Source organism: Domibacillus sp. F004 (genome assembly GCF_057814295.1).
In genome coordinates, this window is the sequence record NZ_JBVATB010000001.1 from 801,307 (window position 1) to 821,867 (window position 20,561).

The following is a 20,561-nucleotide window of genomic DNA, read 5'->3' on the forward strand; positions in this document are numbered from 1 at the left end:
CTATTTATGAGTCGTTTTCATAGTAAGAATAATTTTAGTTGGAGGCATAAAATGACAAACCAAGAAATTGTACAGAAGTTATGGAATTTGTGTAATGTACTGCGTGATGACGGCATTAACTATCAACAATATGTAACTGAACTCACATACTTGTTGTTTTTGAAAATGATGAAAGAGCAAGAAACAGAAGAGACTATTCCAGAAGGCTACCGATGGGATGATTTAATCGAAAAAGAAGGACTCCCATTAAAACAGTTTTATCAAAAACTACTACTTGAACTTGGTAACAGTGAGAACAAAAAACTGCGCCTTATTTATAGTGATGCTTCTACAAGCATTGAAGAGCCGAAGAACTTAGAAAAAATTATTAAATCTATTGATGCGCTTGACTGGTATAACGCTAAAGAAGAGGGACTAGGTGATCTATACGAGGGATTGCTTGAGAAGAATGCAAGCGAAACCAAATCGGGAGCGGGACAATACTTTACGCCGAGACCGCTTATTGATGTGATGGTGCAATTAGTTGATCCGAAACCGGGAGAGCGTTGTGTCGATCCAGCGGCTGGTACATTTGGCTTTATGATTGCAGCGGATCGATATGTGAAAGAAAAAACGGATGGCTATTTTGATTTAGAAACAGAAGGAGTGGAATTTCAAAAGAAAGAAGCTTTTACAGGAATGGAACTTGTCAAAGATACACACCGCTTGGCGCTTATGAACGCACTGTTACATGATATTGAGGGACGTTTAGAACATGGTGACACATTATCAAGTAACGGGAAATGGATGAAAAACTTTGATGTTATTCTCACCAATCCACCGTTTGGTAATAAAAAAGGCGGAGAACGTGTGACTCGTGATGATTTGACCTTTGAAACGTCTAACAAGCAGTTGAATTTCTTACAGGTCATCTATAATGCGTTAAAAGAGGATGGACAAGCACGTGCGGCGGTTGTCATCCCTGATAATGTCTTGTTTGAGAGTGGAATTGGTGCGCAAATTCGTCGTGATCTCATGGATAAATGTAACCTTCACACGATTTTGCGTTTACCAACAGGTATTTTCTATGCACAAGGTGTAAAGACGAATGTATTATTCTTTACAAGAGGAACGACAGACAAAGATAATACAAAAGATGTTTGGGTATATGACCTTCGTACAAACATGTCTTCGTTTGGGAAACGTAATCAATTAACAATGGCTCATTTTGAAGACTTTATGAAAGCTTATGTAGCAGAAGACCGTTCGACAGTAGAAGATGAGCGGTGGAATAAGTTTACACGAGAAGAAATTGCGAAAAAGGATGACAGCTTAGATATCGGATTGATTGCGGATGATTCCTTATCTGCTTATGACAACTTACCAGATCCGATTGATTCGGCAGAAGAAGCGATAGTGAAACTTCAGCAGGCGATGGATTTATTAAATGAGGTTGTAGAAGAACTTCGAGCGGTTGAAGAGGATCAGGTGGTCACTCAATGAGTAAGAAACAGAAGAGCATCGAGGAATTAGTAGAAAAATCACTAGTTCCAGCAGAAGATCAGCCATATGAAATTCCAGAGAATTGGATATGGAGCAATGCAGGAGCATTGTCTAAAACCTTAAGGGGTGTATCTTATAAAAAACATCATGTAGAAAGTTTAAAAGATTTAAATAATTCACTCATTTTAAGAGGTGGAAATATTCAAGATGGTCATGTGGTGAATCAAAAAGATAATGTATATATCTCTAAAGAGTTAGTAAAAGAAGAACAGAAGTTGCAAAAAGGTGATGTTGTCATTGTATCTTCAACAGGAAGTAGCAAGGTTATTGGGAAAGCTGCCTCAATTTCCCTTGAATTTGTTGGGGAAAGTTTTGGTGCTTTCTTAACTACCATACGTCCAAGCAAAAAAATAGACGATGGTTACTTTAGTATCTTTTATCAAACTTCAAACTATAGAAATTTGATTTCTAAATTGGCTAAAGGCAGTAATATAAATAATATTAAAAAAGAACATTTAGATAACTTACCATTTCCTATTCCGCCATTAAATGAACAAAAACGAATTGCTGAGAAAATAGAGCGTCTTTTAAATAAAGTGGAAGAAGCAAAGCGGTTGATTGAGGAAGCGAAGGAAACGTTTGAACTTCGTCGAGCAGCTATTTTGGATAAGGCGTTTCGTGGGGAATTGACGAGGAAGTGGCGAGAAGAAAATCAAAATATGGAAGAGAATAAATCCATTCAAGTTTCCATATTAAGCGATTCGAAAATGCCTTATGTGATACCAGATACATGGAGATGGGACACGCTAAAAGATATTGCTGAGTTTAAGAATGGTTATGCATTTAAGAGCAAGGATTTTGTAGATCAAGGCATCCAGCTTATTCGAATGGGTAATCTATATAAAAACGACTTAGCATTAGAAAGAAATCCTGTCTATTTGCCTAAAGAATATGATGCGAAAATTTTTGAGAAATACACCATTAAAAATGGAGATATTTTATTGTCCTTGACGGGAACGAAATACAAAAGAGACTATGGTTATGCGGTTAAAGTAGATGGAATAGATAAACCATTACTGCTTAATCAACGTATTTTGTCGTTAAAGCCTAAACGAATGGATGAGTATGTATTCTACTATCTTCAATCATCTGCATTTAGAAATACTTTTTTTGGTTTTGAGACAGGGGGGGTCAATCAAGGTAATGTAGGTTCTAAGGCAGTCGAATCGATCGTAATACCAGTACCGCCACTGGATGAGGCAAAGGAAATTGAAAAGAAATTGGTGGCTATATTAGAAAAAGAAACAGAGTCTTTGAAAATTCTACATGTTGAGGAACAATTGGAAACGCTAAAACAGACCATTCTTTCAAAAGCTTTCCGAGGTGAACTTGGAACAAACGATCCAAGTGAAGAAAATGCGATTGAGTTGTTAAAAGAAGTATTGCAAGAACAAGTGAAATAGTTGGAAAAAGACAGTGAGCCTATACGTAGCTCACTGTCTTTTAGATTTAGAAGTCAAATTGTGTAGTTCAAAGGAAACCTCTTGGCGCAGGGTTAAGATCTTAAATTTTGGTCACAGATTGGTCACGAGCTTGTGACCAATTCGTTAATATTGAATAAATAGTTGCATATTAACCTTTTAGATTCCTTAGTTCAGCATCCACGCCCCTACCTTGACAGGGTAGAGGTCGCTGGTTCGAACCCAGTAGGAATCATACTTCGCGTCAGAACGTTATTAAACCAACGTTTCTGGCGCTTTTATTTTGTGGTGACATAGGCGATGACTTGTCCGCAGAGTAAAGGTAAAAGAATACGTAAATGTTGCACGCTATCCGGAAGGAGGCGTGTTTTTTTATGCGAAAAATACGAACGAATAATCAAACCCCCACTATCGACGAGTTATTTGAAACGTTCATGTCGATTAAAAAAGCCGAGGGGCCGAGCGCTAAATACGCTCCAACAATACCGAAATAACTTCGGCTACTTTCTCGATTACCTAAAAAAGCAAGGTATTGAACGTTCATTAGCCGTAATTGACCGGAATCTGCTACGTCAATATATATCGTTTATGCAAGACGATTGGATTCAGTGTAAGTGAAATGGAAAGGTTTGCTCTGATAAGCAATAGTATATTGATGGAAGAGAACCATAAATTGGAACTTACTGGATTTGGAATGCTTGTTTTTGCAAAATATTTTGGAAAAGATTTAAAAGATTTTTATTCTAAAGAGGATGATGAAAACTATATAGTTTAAGATTACCAGTGTTTAGAGAAGAAGACCACTTTCAGTAACAACAAAAGTGGTCTTTGTAATCTAAACGTTAATATATATTTTATATTCAAAATTAACTATTTGTTTATGCAATGTATGGTGAAGCGTACCATAAGTAATATAATCAGGCTTTTACGCATATAAGGAAAAAACACTAACCAGATTCTTTAATTAAAATTTAAAGCATAAACAATTAATGATCTCTTAATATATTAGGGGCTTTTCTTTTAGAAAAATGATATGTAGAGGGTGACAAACATGGAAGCAATCGTCCTAGCTGCTGGATATTCCAGCCGAGCGAATGAATTTAAAATGACTTTGCCGCTGGGGCAAATGACCGTGTTGGAGCAAACGATATCGAAATTTGAAGGACTATGCAGTAGGGTCATCGTCGTAGCCGGGTTTCAAGCGGAAATCATCCAAGAGGAAATGGCAAAAATCATCAGTAAAAATGCCTATTCATTTAAGGTAAAGTTTGTTTATAATGAAAAATTTAACCAGGGAATGTTTCATTCCATTCAAAAGGGCTGCAACGAAGTAAACGCCCCAACCTTTTTTATAACACCCGGAGATTGTCCGCTTGTTAAAAAAGAGACGGTTCAGCTAATAGCAAAACACAAAGGGAACGTAGTTATTCCCAGCTTTAACTATAAAGGCGGTCACCCCATCAAATTATCAAGCGAAGTGAAACAGAAAATTCTCGAAACCAATCCAGAAAGTAATTTGCGTGTGGTCCTGGGCGGTTACGAAAAGAAATATATGAATGTAGATGATCCGGGAGTATTAATGGATGTTGACACGCCGGAGGATTACCAAAAAGCCATTGATTATTACAAATCATAAAATTTAATTAAAAACCACGAGATTCTTGAATGGAAATGAATCATAAAATATCAATCCCACTTATAAAATCGTAGGAAGAGGCTTCTATTAATGATATGTCGCCTTAAAAAAATGAGTCGAAGGGTGTTGTTGCAATGAATCTCAAAGACATAAGCACCTCAGTGCCCAAGAAGGACCATAAAGGTAAAGTATCGGGCCAGCTGCTCTATATTAGTGACGTGAAATTGGAAAATATGGTTTATGGGGTTTTGTATCGGTCGCCAATTGCTTATGGAAAAATCATATCCATTCAATTACCTAACCTTCCGGAAGGATATGAAGCTGTTGGAGCAGAGCATATCCCCGGACCGAATTATGTCAAAATTATCGAAGAAGATCAGCCCATTTTTGCCAATGAGTGGGTCAATTATATGGGTGAGCCGATTCTCATGCTCGTTGGAAAAGACCTGGATATCCTGTACAGTTTGTTAATTGAAGTGAAGATTGAAATTGAAGAACATCAGGCCATCTATACATTGGACAAAGCGATTAAACAAAAATCAGTATCCGGGGTGATGGCAAGCTATGAATTTGGGGAAAGCTTAGAGAACCTTTCAGCAATCGAGCAGGGAGCCCATCAAATCATCGAAGAAGAATATGATACAGGCTATCAGGAGCATGTCTACCTTGAGCCGCAAGGAATGCTCGCCATTTATAAGGATGATGAAATTGTCGTCCAGGGATCGATGCAATGTCTTTATTATATAAAAAATGCATTGCTAAGCGCCCTAGCCTGTGGTGACGATGAAGTCAGAGTTGTTCAAAGCCCTACCGGCGGAGGTTTTGGCGGCAAAGAAGATTATCCTTCGATGATGGCTTGTCACGTAGCCGTTGCTGCAAGAGCAGTCAAAAAATCGGTGATGCTCGTGTTCGACCGTTCCGAGGATATGCTGGTTACGACAAAAAGGCATCCGGCCAAACTTAAATATCGAACTGCTCTTGATAAGGAAGGAAATATTTTGAGCATGTGTGTTGACATCTTTCTCGATGGAGGAGCGAATGTGGGACTGAGCTCTGTCGTGCTCCAGCGCGCATTAATAAACAGTGCCGGTGTTTATAAAATTCCGCACTTTCATGCAAAAGGCTATGTCTTAAAAACCAATACAGTTCCGAACGGCGCCTTCAGAGGCTTTGGTGCGCCACAAAGCTTTGCCGGAATCGAAAGTCATATTGGACATCTTAGTAAACTGGCAAAAATTGAACCGCTTGAATATAAACGAAAATACCTTGTCAAACAAGAAGACCCCACCATCACCAAAGGTAAATTCCGCGACCCGATATTAATGGAAGAAATGATCGAGGACCTGCTCAACGTGTCAGAATACAAAAAGAAAAAAGAAGACTTCCAGCGCTTAAATCAACAAAATCAGCGCTATAAAAAAGGCATAGGAACTTCGCTGTTCCTCCACGGCTGTGGATTTACAGGCAGCGGCGAAAGAGATCATATTAAAGCAACGGTGAAGCTGGTTAAATCAAAGGACGACCAGGTATCGCTAAAAATCTCAAATTCTGATATGGGACAAGGTATTTTGACGACGTTGTGTAAAATTGTCGCCAAAGAACTTGACCTCCCGTACGAAGATATTTTGTATCCTTATCCCGATACAAAAGAGGTTCCCGACTCTGGTCCGACCGTAGCCTCCAGGACGACGATGATTGTCGGAAAATTGCTTGAACGTGCCGCAAAAAAACTTAAGGCTCAGTGGCAAACAGGGGTGGAACAGGAAGTAGTTGAGCACTATGTTCACCGTGAAATGATTCCTTGGGACGAGAAAACCTTTACTGGAGATGCCTACCCGGCTTATTCATGGGGCGTTAATATCGTTGAAGTAGAAGTTGATACATTAACAGGAAATGTAAAGTTAGAAAAAGTATACGGCAATTATGAAGTCGGGAAGGTCATCGATGAACTGATTATGAAAGGCCAAATTGACGGTGGGTTGGCTCAAGGGTTAGCGTACGGTTATCTAGAAAGGATGACGTCGAAGCAAGGTAGAATCCAACAAAAAAGCATATCGGATTATGGACCGCCGACTTCATTGGACGTTGTTTCAATCGAAAGCAAGGTCTTTGATAACCCCTATGCTGATGGTCCATACGGGGCGAAGGGCGCAGGTGAATTGACTTTAATCGGAGGCGCTCCAGCAGTCCAAGCTGCGATCGAGGATGCACTGCAAACTTCTTTTCAGCAAATCCCAATTACACCGGAAGTCATTATTGAAAGTCTTTGGATGAAAGAAGGTGAAGAGGGGTGATTAAATTTACATTAAATGGAATAAAGGTGGAAACTGACGCCCCTGCTACAGTAAGATTACTAGATTTATTAAGAGATGAGTTTGAGTTAATCGGAACAAAGGAAGGGTGTGGTGAAGGGGAGTGCGGAGCCTGCAGTGTTTTTGTGAATAACCTCCTGCAAAACAGCTGCCTTATTCCAATTGGCTCGATTGCTGGTGCCGATATTCAAACGATCGAAGGTATAATTGAAACGGAACAATTTAAGATTTTAGATGAGAGCTATTCCATTGCCGGGGGAGTGCAATGCGGCTATTGCATTCCGGGGATGATTATGGCAAGTGCAGCTTTGTTATCCAAAAATTCTCATCCCTCAGAGGCTGAAATTCGTGAAGGCATTTCCGGAAATCTGTGCCGATGTACTGGCTACAATATGATTGTTGAGGCAATTAACCTGGCAGCTAAAAAAGGTGATGGCTTATGGTAGAGAAAATAACTGCGTATCGCTTCGAGCGTTTAGACGAAACTTTGAGCCAATTGAATAGAGAAGACTGTGCAATCATAGCTGGCGGCACCGATGTTATGGTTCTTCACAAAAGTCGAAGGGGAGTGCCTCCGAAAATCCCTAAACCGATTGTTTTTATTGATCATCTTTCCGAATTAAAGCAGGTGTATCAACATCACAAGGATCTCCACATCGGGGCCTGCTGTACCTATAGTGAATTACTTGAAAATCCGTTTATTCCTTTTGCCTTAAAGAACGCAATTAAAACAATTGCTGCCCCGGCAATTAGAAACCGGGGAACATTAGGCGGTAATATTTGCAACGCCTCTCCAGCGGGTGACATGCTTCCTTTATTATATGTATACAATGCAAAGCTTCTGTTGCGCTCCGTAAATGGTGATCGCATGGTTGCGATTAGTGATTTTATTCAAGGCCCACGACGGGTTCAACGCTTTCACAATGAAATATTAACTGAGATTATTCTGCCGTCCGTATTAGAAGAAGATACTTATGTCGTTTTTGAGAAAGTAGGCAACCGCAACGCAGATGCAATTGCCAAAGTATCGTTTGCGGGTTTCATCCGGATAAGCAAAGGTCGGATCAATGACATTCGATTTGCCTTCGGGGCGGTCGGACCTACTATGGTTCGTTCCATTGATATTGAGAAGAAGCTGGTTGGAAAAACGATACCATTAGCTGATGCAGACATCGCTGCGATTGTGGCAGCCTTCGATAAGATCATTAGACCAATCGACGATCAACGTTCCACTGCGGCTTACAGAAAAACCGTCGCGTTAAATCTTTTACAATATTTTCTTAATTTGAAGCAATATTAAACGAATTAATTTTTTCAATAAAGGGGGAGTATATTCGTGCTGCTGATGGAAAAAGTGTCCATGCTGACACGTCAAAATGAAAGATTCGCTTTAGCCATGATTATAGAATCAAAGGGCTCGACTCCCAGGCATGTTGGAAAAATGATTGTCTACCGTGATGGTACCATTGAAGGGACTGTCGGAGGGGGCTTGGCTGAACACTATGTGATCGAAGATAGTGTAAAGGCAATCCAAAATGGCCAATCAAAAATCGTTGAATATAAATTGAATAAACAGGCAAAAGACGGAATTCAGATGAATTGCGGCGGAACGTTACGGGTCTTTATTGAAGTCTATACAAGCAGGCCTGAACTCATTCTGGCTGGAGCCGGTCATTTAGCCTACGCGTTGGCAAAGCTCGCTGATTTCCTTGAATATCCTTATTGCATTGTCGATGATCGCGTTGGTTATTGTACGAAGAAACGCTTTCCTAATGCGACCAATCTATTTGTGAATGAGAATATTGGAGAGGCTTTGCGAGAAGCCAACCCAACTGAAAAGTCTTACGTGGTGATTGTTACAAAAGATTGTGATGATATTGTATTAAAAACGGCACTACAATTTCCGTGTGCGTATGTTGGAATGGTCGCCAGCAAGCGCAAGGTCATAAACATATTTGAAAAATTAAAAAGTGAAGGAGTCACACCAGAACAATTGGAGCAGGTTCATTCTCCAATCGGATTGGAAATTGGCTCGGAAACATCAGAAGAAATTGCCATCAGTATTATCGGACAAATCATCAAAGTAAGCAGCGAAAACAAGCCTGTAAAAGTGAAACAAGTAAATAGATAAGCAGAATAGAAGAAACAGGGGAACGGTTCTTTTCATATATCATAAATCAGTCGTATATAAAAAATCCATGCGGCAAGTTTTGGCCGCATGGATTTTTTATTTTTCTATTTCAAAGCTTTGCATGGTTAGCTCTTGCTAGTTAAAATAAACATTTCCGATCAGTTTGATAAAAAGTGCTTAAACATGGTATAAGTGTAAAGGAAGCAGGGACATTTTGCTTTTTAATTTTGGGATAAGGGGTTGGCATGGTATCCCATAATGAGAGGATTGGAATTTGAATATGAGAGATAATTTTTGGCGTGATTTACCACGACCTTTTTTTATACTGGCACCAATGGAAGATGTGACGGATGTTGTTTTCCGCCATGTAGTGAGTGAAGCAGCCAGACCTGATGTGTTTTTTACAGAGTTTACAAACACGGAGAGTTATTGTCACCCAGAGGGGATCCATAGTGTGCGTGGGCGTTTGACTTTTACAGAGGATGAACAACCAATTGTAGCGCATATATGGGGGGATAAGCCTGAATACTTTCGGCAAATGAGTATTGGTATGGCGAAACTAGGTTTTCGGGGAGTAGATATCAATATGGGCTGTCCTGTGCCTAATGTGACGCAGAATGGGAAGGGAAGCGGTCTTATCCGCCGGCCGGAAGTTGCAGCAGATTTAATACAAGCAGCAAAAGCAGGAGGATTGCCCGTAAGCGTAAAGACAAGGCTTGGTTTCACGGATGTAGACGAATGGCACGACTGGCTGACACACATATTGAAACAAGACATTGTTAATCTTTCCATTCATCTGCGTACAAGAAAGGAAATGAGCAAAGTAGATGCTCATTGGGAACTAATTCCGGAGATTAAGAAACTTCGTGATCAGGTGGCACCAGATACACTCTTGACGATCAATGGGGATATCCCTGACCGTCAAACTGGCTTAAAGCTCGCTCATCAATACGGTATTGATGGGATTATGATTGGGCGTGGTATTTTCAATAATCCATTTGCCTTTGAAAAGCAGCGGAAAGATCATAGTAGTAAGGAATTACTTGATCTCTTAAGGTTGCATCTCGACCTCCATGATAAATATTCAAAATTAGAGCTGCGTCCGTTCAAGGCTCTTCATCGCTTTTTTAAGATATATGTCAAAGGATTTCGAGGGGCAAGTGAATTAAGAAATCAATTAATGAACACAGAGTCAACAGATGAAGTGCGTACATTGCTCGATAACTTTGGGTCAAAGAATCTTGATGGAATGGGGAACAATAGAGCAAGCGACTATCCATATTGGCATGACGCAAGATGAAGTATTAAAACGTTGGGGAAATCCGCAAGATATTAATCGTACAATTACTGCTGCTGGAACTGATGAACACAAATTGTTGGATAATGGTTACGTTCACTTAAATTTGCTGAATTATGCTATCTGAACTAAATAAAAGTGTAAATAAAACCATTACCGTTTATTTACCTTAACCTTCTTGACGTGCCTGTGTTCACAGCACTTTCAGGGAGGTTTTTTTGTGCGTAAAACAAGAGGAAAATAAAAGTACAAGGTGCAGTATCCCTTTTTATTCATGTTTCCACTTTAACCCGGAGAAAGAATATCCAAACCAACTTGAATGTAGGAGCATAAAATAAAGAAAACTCCAAGAAAACGGAGGTGAATGAATTGATAGTTACGAAAAAAAATTTTATTTATACAGTACAGAAAGGGGACACTCTTTTTTCAATAGCCAGCAGATTTGGAAGTTCTGTTAAAGCGATCGAGGAAGCAAACCATTTAACTCCACCTGTTACAGATCCTGGGCTTATCTATCTGGGAAATGTGTTGGTTGTTCCAATTCTTTTAGAATCTAGAAGAGTATCTTATATTGTAAAAGGCGGAGATACAGTCAGTGGAATTGCATCGAGGTTTAGCACATTTACAGATCTAGTTTCCGGCATAAACAATTTGAACATGAACAATCTCATAGTACAGGATCAATGGTTACAGGTACCTGCGTGTATCTATGAAATACAATCCGGAGATACGCTTTTCTCCATTTCACGCTGGTTTGGGATTCCACTTTCAAGAATAACCAAATCAAATCAGGGACGCCCAGGTTATCAAGAAGACCTTATTTGGCCCAAATTTTATTTGATTCTCCCTTTGCCAACATCTCAAAATATTGTTGTGTGGTCCCCCCTACCTGGAGCAAAAGTTGTGAGCGGACAGCAAGTACAAGGGCAAGCAAGAGCATTCGAGGCCACTCTTAATCATGAACTAAGAGATGCAAATGGAGTGATAGTTTCCAAAGAGCGCTTTACAACTGCCGATGCAGGAGCTCCTGAATACGGAAAATTCAGAAGTACATTGCCTTTTGACAAAACGCCTACAGCAAGTACAGGGGAACTTCGTATTTTCACAAGAAGCCCTAAAGATGGGAGTATTCAAGATCTTGTAAGAATGAAAGTGATTTTTTAATCCTGATTCTAAGTTTACCGATCTAATCAAATCGCTAACCTGGTTTTTTTCACTCTTCTAAGATATCCTTTAATGCAGAAATCCTCGTTCAATAAATAGGAGAAAATGACAAGTACAATCCGCTCAACTCATTAGATATTAAAAAGACTACGCATAGGAAATCTTTCATATACCCACACCCACATTCACCAGTGAAAGTAATCGTAATTCCAACGGACGAAGAAGGAGAAGTAATGATCGCCCGTGATGTATTGCGGTTAACAGCGATGTGACACGGTTTATTAACGTTTTTGGGGATAGGTGCTTTGTGAATTATCCATTTAAACTTTATATTTGAGTCAGCTGCAATACCATTATTGCATTTGATCCTATACCCTCTTTGATGTGTGAAATTTAACAAGGATAAGAGGGTATTTTTTATATCACCCGAAGAACCCTAATTAATACTGAAAATAGTAGGAGAGAATACTTGAGAACTAATGGTTGACCTTAGCGTATTTAACACAATACCTAAATAATCACTTTCTGCCGAGAAATGATGTACTTCTTCTGTTGTAATTTTATAAACACAATCAACAGTAACAATCGTTTTTTTGTCATAACTTTGAAAGGGTTTTGAAATTTTTAAGATTTTAACTATTGTTTCGGACTTCATGTAAGGTTCTAATTTTTTAATTACTGTACTCTCATAATCATTATGATCAACTACAATATTTACAGAAAAGACACCTGATATTTCAAGCATAATATAATGTCCTCTTTCATTTTTTATTCTGATTGTATTTTATAATTATAGAAAATGAAAGAATGATACATATGGAAAATTAGAAGAACAAGTTTATGTAAAGATAAAAGGTCTTATCAAATCATTATGACGCATACAGAAGTATCTGATATCAATGATGACTTTCAATAGCATGAAAAATATCACATCGTCCAATGTTAGGATGCCATTATAGACAATATGGCGATGAAGTTGTATCCCTCAGCTTTTTTATATTTGAAAAAAGTTATTACAGTTGTTGAACGCATAATACCTGTTACCCGAACAGATGTTGATATGTTGAAAGGGCAACATGGGAGCGGGGAAGGGAAACTCTAAGATTCGTAATGGTGTCTATATTTAGCTGTTCTATTTGTAGAAGTTTATCATCAGGAGTAATTCTGATGGCAAAGATAAAGATGAGAGGATTACCTATTTAAGGGAGAAATAGAAGGGAACAAAAGTTTCAACACCACAAATTGGAGACTTGGACTTCTTTGAAACATATAAACCTGAAGCTTTACATGCAGGCATTTATATTGGGAACAACGAATTTATCCATAGTTCTTCAAAGGGGTTGGTATTAGTTCTATAAATAATAGTTATTGGTCTGAACGTTATTTTGGGTGAAAATTTGATAAAGCCCATGCTATTTCGCTAAAAACTAGGCAAGTCTAAGTGCGGCATTACTTACATAATGTCGCTTTTAATTTGACTTTGATATGGATTTTATTGGAACTTTATCTGTAGATATTTATATTTTACGAATGATTAATTCGCTGGAATAAAGAAGATGACACTGCTGTATACATAAAATTAAAAAGGAGGTACATGTTTGCTGCTTAACAAGGTGGTTGAGTTCACAAATAATCCGAACTTTTTATTTACTACGGTAGGTCTGTTTCTTGAGAGCACCATGTTTTTATTTGTGTTCTTTTCATTAATATGGGTAATGAAAGAGGCAAAGTCCGCTAAAAAACTATACGTATCAGGGATAAGCATTCATCTAGTATCTATGTTTTAGATTTTTTTTGGTCCTTCTTCACATGTTTCAAACGCGATCGGTCTATCCATGTTTTTTTTCGGAACAATCATTATGGCGATCGCCTTAACAGAAGAATTTATTACAGATGGAGTAAGAGCTCATGTGGATCAATCAAAAGAAACTGCCAGTTGATTTTAAAGCTTAAAAGAAGCATGGCACTATTATTTACATTGCAGATAGTACCGTTTTTCTTCTATAAAAATCAAATACAAGTTTCCAGCAATGATAGCCGCACTCGCTGCCAGGCATGCTTGTTTCTTTATTTTTTTCAATGTGCTCACCTCTTTTGATTAAAACAAATTGTCGACGTGAATCGATGTAAATAACGCAGATAAAACCAGAAAGCCAAGTCCAATCAGGAACACCATGAAAAAAAACATAGCGTGGACCTTTTGCCTCTAATGTCCGTAAAAAACGATACTGTATGACAAGCATCCATATCTGGAAAACGGTAATATAGCTGAAGAATCGGATAGCAAAGGCGTTCTCCGGTACATATTGAGCGGCAACACCAAGTGAAAAAGGAGACGAGTCGCGCGGAATCGAGAAAAAGACGTTCCATACAATCAGAAGTGCATATTCAACTAAATAGATGGTCAACGCCATGCATTGCAAACCAATTAATTTTTTGAAGTCAATTTCAAGAAGTATCCAAAATAAGAGAGCCGGAATGAAAATAAAGAACAGGGGAAAGAGCAATCCCCATAAAGCAGCCCCTCCTGCAAACAATACTTTTATCCATTCATATATAGAGCTACCTAATTCAGACATGTAAGCAGAGACTTGTGCTCACCTTGCACATCGAGGTAACCGGTGAGCAAAGACAAAAGAAAGCTGCTAAGGAATAATAGAAAAAACGTTGTCCCTAAACCACGAATCTTCAAATAAAATGACCGGTACCGCTGTTCCTTTTTGTAGTCTCACAGCTTCGCTTGTTATACGAGATCGTTGTCCCAACTAGCCTCAATCATGTTTCTTCTACAAGTAGGGGGGCGAACTGTTTAGTTGACGGGATCTAGCCCCATGGATGCTTACGTTCTACCCCGGCTACCGTTAGAATTAAATCCTAAATAAAAAAGATCCAACCAGAAATTTCTGGCTGACCTTATAATACCAATGGGTGCTTTAATTCAAGAACAGAGCTGTCAATAGACGGTCTTTTTTTGCATCCTTTGAGGTTTTTATACCCTGTAAACCTCAATTTTCAAGCGAAAATGAAATGAATATGCGTTAAAAGGGTTTCCACGCAAAGAGGAAAAAGGGCAAGCTAAAAAAGCCTGTCCTTTTTTCTTTATTTCTGGATAAATTGTTGTGTCCAGTAATTGCCGTTTGGCTCATAGCCTATGCCAATTTGAGTAAAGTTTTTGCTTAAGATGTTTGCTTTATGGCCAGACGAATTCATCCAAGCTTTCATAACTGCTGCAGGTGTTGTTTGACCCTTGGCGATATTTTCGCCGGCTGATTTATATGTAATACCGAAGTTTTTCATCATATTAAACGGAGTACCATATGTAGGCGAATTATGATCAAAATAATTATTTTTCATCATGTCTTGAGATTTAATTCGAGCGACACGAGAAAGCTCCCAGTTTTGTGTCAAAGGATTAAGGCCTGCTTTTTGACGTTCTGCATTAACTAACCGAATGACTTCTGCTTCAGTATTTGTTACATTTGTGTCAACCGTTGGAATATTTAGCTTCTGACCCGGATAGATCATATTGGGGTTCATTACTGACGGATTTGACGTGATAATTTCTAAAGTTCCCACCTTATATTTGCTGGCAATCTTCCACATTGTATCTCCGGATTGAACGGTATATGTGGTGGCTGCCGAAGCGATAGATGGTAGTAGGGTGACGGTAAGCAATGTTGCAGCGATAATCTTCTTCATATATCCTCCAATAGTTTTTATTTGTCTAGCTAGAATCCTTTTCTATTTAAACACAAATCTGGAAACCTACCAATAATAATTTTTTCCCAATATAGAAAGAATGATATAATTCAGTGGAAATATGGTAAAACGGACAAGTGATTGCACTAAAGATCTCTCCTCAATCTATCTGTTCGCAAAATAAGCATTCGATGCAAAGTTGATAAGGCAAAATCGATTCACTGTTATATGATTGTAAAATCATTTAGTCTTAGGAAAGTTTTTTAGATCATATTTAACAGACTATCTAGAAATAATAAAAAACAATCCACAAATTGATCGCAGAGTTCTATTATTCGACCGCTTAATCTAAATTCCCCTTAGGGTCCATTTTAAAGGATATGCGTAATAAAACCTCTTCACCAAAGAGAACAAGATTTCGTGCACATTTCATATTTTAACCGTTGTCTCATTGTCTTCCCGCATAGTCAGGGACGATTGCTTAAGACGATAAATCCTCTTTTTCAATTCATTATTTTCATTTGTTGCTATTTCTAACTCATTTTGCAGCCTGCCATTTTCTTGTTTTATACCATGGCATGTTTCAACGCCAAAAAGGTTGGCACGGTAATTGCAATAAAAGTAAGAGAAACTTTTGTTTCTGTATGAAAGAATTATTTATAAATAGAAAGGTTGGTTATTATGACAAAAATGGAAACTTTAATCGAAGAGTTAAGGGATCTTGATAAAAAACATTTTTTCCATCCAACTTCTCCGCTTCAACAGCAACAAGAACAAGGAGCTGCTTTTGTTTTTACTGAAGGGAAAGGAATTTATCTTTATGACATAACTGGCAGAAAAGTGATTGATGGCATGTCATCGCTTTGGAACGTGAACGTAGGCCACGGCCGCGAAGAAATAGGTAAAGTGGCAATGGAACAAATGTCGAAATTAGCTTTTAGCTCGAGTTTTGCAACTTTCAGTAATGAACCTGCTATCCGGTTGGCGGCGAAACTGGCCCAAATTGCACCTGGAGACCTAAGTGCTACATTCTTTACTTCTGGAGGATCGGAAGCAAATGATACAGCTTATAAACTAGCTCGTCATTACTGGCTTTTAAAGGGGCAGTCGGAGAGAAAGAAAATCATTTCCAGAACAAAATCCTACCATGGTGTCTCCATGGGCGCCACTAGCGCCACAGGGCTAAAAGCATTTCGAGATTTTACAAATTCATTAGCCCCCGATTTCCTTTATGTTGATCACTTTTCTTCTGATTCGCTTTGTTCTTTAATTGAAGCGGAAGGACCTGAAACCATTGCCGCTTTTATCGCTGAACCTGTTCAAGGGGCTGGAGGTGTTCATGTGGCTCCAGAAAATTACTTTAAAGAAGTTCAGGAAATATGTGCTAACTATGGTATTTTGTTTATCACGGATGAGGTTATTACCGGATTTGGCCGGACTGGAAGGTATTTTGCTATGGACCATTACGGGATTTCTCCTGATATGATGTGCTTTGCCAAAGGTGTCACAAGCGGATATGCCCAGCTGGGGGGCATCATGATTTCAGAGAAGATTTATAAAGAGTTTACCCAACTTTCAGTAGGTACACTTCTCCACGGTTACACATATAGCGGCCATCCAATGGCTTGTGCAGTTGCTTTGAAAAACTTAGAGATCATCGAACAAGAGAATTTAATTGAAAATGCAGGAAAAAGAGGGCAAGAACTTCTTGCAGGCCTTGCATGGGTACAAAAAGAAAGAAAGATTATCCGGAAAATAAAAGGACTAGGATTAATGTGCGGCATTGAGATTGTGAAAGACAAGCAAACAAGCGCAGGGATTGATACACCTTTGTCCCCTTCTATCGTGGCAGAAGCGGCTAAACATGGATTGATCTGCCGCTCAGTTGTTCTGGATGATCAAGATATTGTTGTGTTGGCGCCTCCACTGTCGATTACAAAAGAAGAAATAACGGACCTGGTTCACATTTTAAATGAATCTATCCGTATTGTGGAAACGAGGGCTTTAAAAGAATGGCCAGATATATTAAATTAAAGTTCAAAAAAATTAAGATTAGTTTTAGTTTCTGAAAGGGTTAGAATGTTAAGACATTGGACATTGCAGAAATTTTAGAATTAGCGATCTAGTAATTAAAACTTTAAAAATGGATTGTTTTGTTGAACAGGGCATAATAGATGTTCTCAAATTATAAGCCGAAAAAAAGGCAGCCGGATATTTCCGGCTGCCTTTTTTTGTAAAATGAGCCCGTTAAAATGTGAAATACTAAATGTATTTACGATGCGTATTGATTATCCAAAATCAGACAGGTGTGTCTTTATGAAACTCAGAATGAAGAAGTTGTCCCTTTTTACCGTTTCTTTATGGAGAGTATTCATAATCAATCTGTACGGCTATTTATAGGTTAATATAGTAAATATCATATTTTTTGACAATTCTAAATATTGTGTTAAAGTTAGATGTGATAAGTGTTTAATCGAGGTTAGAACCTTATAAAGTAGAATCTGTTTTGAATCTTATTCGGTTGTAAGGTCACGCCAATTAGATAGTAAAAGGTAAAAGTATTAAGAAAATAAAAAAGAAAGCGAATTAGAAATTTCGAGAGAAGAATGATTCGTTTATAAATTTTAAGATTTTAGATAGGTCTTCTGTTCTTAGCATTTTACAGAATAAAGGGTGGGTCTCTATGATTGATTTCAAAATTGCAAAGATATTGCCGGTTTTTAAAGGACAAACGTGTATAAAAGTTAAAGAGCTTTTAGAAACCTTAGAGTTTCCGTACATACTTGTTGACGATCGGGACATAGTTACTGGAGTTTTAGATGAAACTCTTTTTTGGAAGCATGTTGCGTTAATGGGATTGGAAATCGAAATCATGGACGTTGCAAGCAAGAATTTTAAGATTATTGAAGAGGAAAGTGACTTTTTATCTGAAGCAGGAATCAAATCTAATATCCAATACTTTATTGTCAAGGATAATCAAAGTGGATACAAGGTTTATAATAATTGTGAAAGGGGAATTTTTTCTCTGCGGGAACAGAAAAAATGCCTAATGAATGTAAATGATCGGTTAAGTGTTGAATTAGATGTCCTCCGACAGAAAGTTAGTCAGTTAGAATGTATTCTTGACTCTTCATATGATGAAATTTTTGTAACTGATGGGGAAGGGAATACATTGTTTGTTAGTGAAAGTACTAAGAAATTCACAGGACACCCTCCGGAAATATATATAGGAAAGAACCTTGAAGAATTAACTAAGCAGGGTATTGTTGAAAATTCAGTTACCTTAAAAGTAATGAAATCTAAAAAAGTCCTATCTCATCAGCAGACCTATAAAAACGGAACAACGGTGTTAGCTACTGGCAAACCAGTATTTAATGAAGAGGGAGAGATAATCCTTATCATTACTAATTCGAGGGACATTTCTGAACTTGTTGAGTTGCGCAACCAAATTAACTTTGCAAACTCAATTATTGATCGTCAAAACCAGTTTTTATTGGAAAGTAAATCTAATCCTTTATTCACGAAGCTAAATACACAATCTGAAAAGATGTTGCCTATCATCAAATTGATAGAAAAAGTGGCACCAATGGATTCTTCTATACTAATTGAAGGAGAATCGGGGGTGGGAAAGAATGTGGTGGCACGCCTTATTCATGAAAAAAGTAAAAGAAAAGGGAAAAATTTTGTACAGATCAACTGTGGTGCAATATCTCCTATGTTGATTGAGTCTGAATTGTTTGGGTATGAATCTGGTTCTTTTACAGGGGCTAATAAAAAAGGGAAAGCCGGCTTGATAGAACAAGCGGATGGAGGAACTTTATTTTTAGATGAAATTGGTGAACTGGCACTGGATTTACAGGTTAAGCTCTTGCATCTGGTGCAAGAAAAAAGTTTTATTCCTGTTGGAGGCACAAAAGAAAAAAAAGTAGATATTCGAATTATTTCCGCTACTAATAAAAACTTGAAGCAGAGAATAAGAGAAAATTTATTTCGGGAAGATTTATACTATCGTCTTCATGTAGTTCCAATAGTCATTCCTCCTCTGCGCGAACGTGTTGAAGATATCCCATTATTAATAGAATATTTTTTAGGGAAATTCAATGAAAGATATGAACAAACTATAAGGATAAATGATGAAGTTGTACAGCTTTTAATGGGATATGACTGGTCGGGAAATGTTAGAGAACTTGAAAATTTGATGGAACAATTGATCGTGACAGCTAAGAATTCTGTGATTTCTGCGGATGATCTACCACCCCATATAATAAAAGAGAATGAAAGAAAGCTTCCAGGGGTGATCGTTACTGGTATTATTCCTCTTAATAAAGCTGTAGAAGAAGTAGAGAAACAAATCTTGAAGCAAGCGTTAGAGAAGCATAAAAGTTCTCGCAAAATAGCAAAAGCACTGGAGGTTAACCAAACTACAATCATTCGGAAAATACATAAGTATAACTTGCAAAACAGTAAAGTATTAGCAGATTAGTAGATTTTTGATTTTATACTATTGATATTTGATATTTACTTTCTTCAAATGTGGTGGAGGCAGGGAGAGAACGGCTTCCTGCATTAAAACGGGAGTAGGAATTGAAGACTGGTGGATCGCCAAACGATGTTGATTCTTCTATTCCTGGTTTTTTGGTGGAAGATAACCTTTCGTAATGCTCCGCTATCATAAAAGACTTAGACTTTACAGAGGCAAGAGGATGGGTATGGTGTGCTCTCCTACTTATCGAAAATCTTTAGTGCTATACCGTGTTATCCTGAATTCCCTTTCTGCTTCGTAAAACGGGAAGGAACCAAATAAATATTGCTAAGGTAAGAAATCAGGCAGCCTTTGCTGACTTCCTAATGTTACAGAAAAGTGCAGCTATTGAATAGGTAGTTCCTTCCTCTACGATCTCGTTTTTTTATTTGCGATATGGTCTAACCATATCCCAATTTCCCCTATTGAGTTCTTCTAGTGCGTGGCCATGCTTCTCTTCCTTTAAAGGGAATATTTTGGGGAATTTCGATGGAGAACTCTATTAATTACTCAAATAGATTTTACAAAAGATTGAACCTATTTTGCATCGTTTTTTGGTCTGAAAAGCAACCTAATCCAGTACTATACAATCAAATTTAAGCCATGCACTAGTCGTTTTTATAAATCGAACCTTTTCTAGAACGATGTGATGCTGAATTGCTTCACTTTATGAGCATGTAGAAAAAAATATATCACTTTCGATTCAGTAGAATACATTTAATTTTAAATACTTTTGTTGAAAATCCTATGTTTTGCATGATGAGACCATAATATATTATTTGTTGATAAATTAGTTGGCCCGATAATTGCATTAATTAATAGTATACAAAGGGAAAA

16 protein-coding genes are annotated in these 20,561 nt (G+C 37.9%); 13 read left to right on the forward strand and 3 right to left on the reverse strand.

The window, feature by feature from the left end:
* Nucleotides 1-51 precede the first annotated feature (51 nt).
* From ACZYRN_RS04285 to ACZYRN_RS04330, 10 genes are all read left to right on the forward strand, one after another.
* Nucleotides 52-1,482 (forward strand): type I restriction-modification system subunit M, encoded by a 1,431-nt coding sequence (locus ACZYRN_RS04285; protein ID WP_488910244.1) that lies wholly within the window; start codon nucleotides 52-54, stop codon nucleotides 1,480-1,482.
* A complete protein-coding gene (locus ACZYRN_RS04290) occupies nucleotides 1,479-2,945 on the forward strand; it encodes a restriction endonuclease subunit S (protein ID WP_488910245.1) in 1,467 nt (488 codons plus the stop codon). The genes ACZYRN_RS04285 and ACZYRN_RS04290 overlap by 4 nt, the downstream gene beginning before the upstream one ends.
* 637 nt (nucleotides 2,946-3,582) lie before the next feature.
* Complete coding sequence (locus tag ACZYRN_RS04295) at nucleotides 3,583-3,738, forward strand: hypothetical protein (protein WP_488910246.1); 156 nt, start codon at nucleotides 3,583-3,585, stop codon at nucleotides 3,736-3,738.
* Between the two features lie 276 nt (nucleotides 3,739-4,014).
* On the forward strand, nucleotides 4,015-4,599 hold the full coding sequence (locus ACZYRN_RS04300) for a nucleotidyltransferase family protein (protein WP_488910247.1): 585 nt from the start codon (nucleotides 4,015-4,017) through the stop codon (nucleotides 4,597-4,599).
* 134 nt (nucleotides 4,600-4,733) lie between these two features.
* Nucleotides 4,734-6,893, forward strand: a complete 2,160-nt coding sequence (locus ACZYRN_RS04305; protein WP_488910248.1) for a xanthine dehydrogenase family protein molybdopterin-binding subunit — start codon at nucleotides 4,734-4,736, stop codon at nucleotides 6,891-6,893.
* Nucleotides 6,890-7,357, forward strand: a complete 468-nt coding sequence (locus ACZYRN_RS04310) for a (2Fe-2S)-binding protein (protein WP_488910249.1) — start codon at nucleotides 6,890-6,892, stop codon at nucleotides 7,355-7,357. Before ACZYRN_RS04305 ends, ACZYRN_RS04310 begins: the two co-directional genes overlap by 4 nt.
* Nucleotides 7,351-8,211, forward strand: coding sequence for an FAD binding domain-containing protein (locus tag ACZYRN_RS04315; protein ID WP_488910250.1), 861 nt, complete (start codon nucleotides 7,351-7,353; stop codon nucleotides 8,209-8,211). Before ACZYRN_RS04310 ends, ACZYRN_RS04315 begins: the two co-directional genes overlap by 7 nt.
* Nucleotides 8,212-8,256: 45 nt before the next feature.
* Nucleotides 8,257-9,042 carry an XdhC family protein gene (locus tag ACZYRN_RS04320; protein WP_488910544.1) on the forward strand — a complete coding sequence of 262 codons (786 nt, stop codon included), beginning with the start codon at nucleotides 8,257-8,259 and terminating at the stop codon, nucleotides 9,040-9,042.
* A gap of 280 nt (nucleotides 9,043-9,322) precedes the next feature.
* Nucleotides 9,323-10,342, forward strand: a complete 1,020-nt coding sequence (locus tag ACZYRN_RS04325) for a tRNA dihydrouridine synthase (protein WP_488910545.1) — start codon at nucleotides 9,323-9,325, stop codon at nucleotides 10,340-10,342.
* Nucleotides 10,343-10,699: 357 nt separating this feature from the next.
* Nucleotides 10,700-11,503, forward strand: coding sequence for a LysM peptidoglycan-binding domain-containing protein (locus ACZYRN_RS04330; protein WP_488910251.1), 804 nt, complete (start codon nucleotides 10,700-10,702; stop codon nucleotides 11,501-11,503).
* 436 nt (nucleotides 11,504-11,939) lie between these two features.
* On the opposite strand, the gene ACZYRN_RS04335 is transcribed toward ACZYRN_RS04330, so the two are convergent.
* Nucleotides 11,940-12,248, reverse strand: a complete 309-nt coding sequence (locus ACZYRN_RS04335; protein ID WP_488910252.1) for a hypothetical protein — start codon at nucleotides 12,246-12,248, stop codon at nucleotides 11,940-11,942.
* Between the two features lie 505 nt (nucleotides 12,249-12,753).
* Between ACZYRN_RS04335 and ACZYRN_RS04340 the strand changes: the two genes are divergently transcribed.
* On the forward strand, nucleotides 12,754-12,861 hold the full coding sequence (locus tag ACZYRN_RS04340; RefSeq protein WP_488910253.1) for an NlpC/P60 family protein: 108 nt from the start codon (nucleotides 12,754-12,756) through the stop codon (nucleotides 12,859-12,861).
* Between the two features lie 615 nt (nucleotides 12,862-13,476).
* On the opposite strand, the gene ACZYRN_RS04345 is transcribed toward ACZYRN_RS04340, so the two are convergent.
* Nucleotides 13,477-14,082, reverse strand: coding sequence for a hypothetical protein (locus tag ACZYRN_RS04345; protein WP_488910255.1), 606 nt, complete (start codon nucleotides 14,080-14,082; stop codon nucleotides 13,477-13,479).
* Nucleotides 14,083-14,602: 520 nt separating this feature from the next.
* Nucleotides 14,603-15,202 carry a SafA/ExsA family spore coat assembly protein gene (safA, locus tag ACZYRN_RS04350; RefSeq protein WP_488910257.1) on the reverse strand — a complete coding sequence of 200 codons (600 nt, stop codon included), beginning with the start codon at nucleotides 15,200-15,202 and terminating at the stop codon, nucleotides 14,603-14,605.
* A gap of 681 nt (nucleotides 15,203-15,883) precedes the next feature.
* On the opposite strand from safA, the gene ACZYRN_RS04355 reads away from it, so the two are divergent.
* Nucleotides 15,884-17,236: an aminotransferase family protein gene (locus ACZYRN_RS04355; protein WP_488910258.1), complete on the forward strand. Its 1,353-nt coding sequence runs from the start codon at nucleotides 15,884-15,886 to the stop codon at nucleotides 17,234-17,236.
* Nucleotides 17,237-17,885: 649 nt separating this feature from the next.
* A complete protein-coding gene (locus tag ACZYRN_RS04360) occupies nucleotides 17,886-19,685 on the forward strand; it encodes a sigma-54 interaction domain-containing protein (RefSeq protein ID WP_488910259.1) in 1,800 nt (599 codons plus the stop codon).
* Nucleotides 19,686-20,561: the final 876 nt, after the last annotated feature.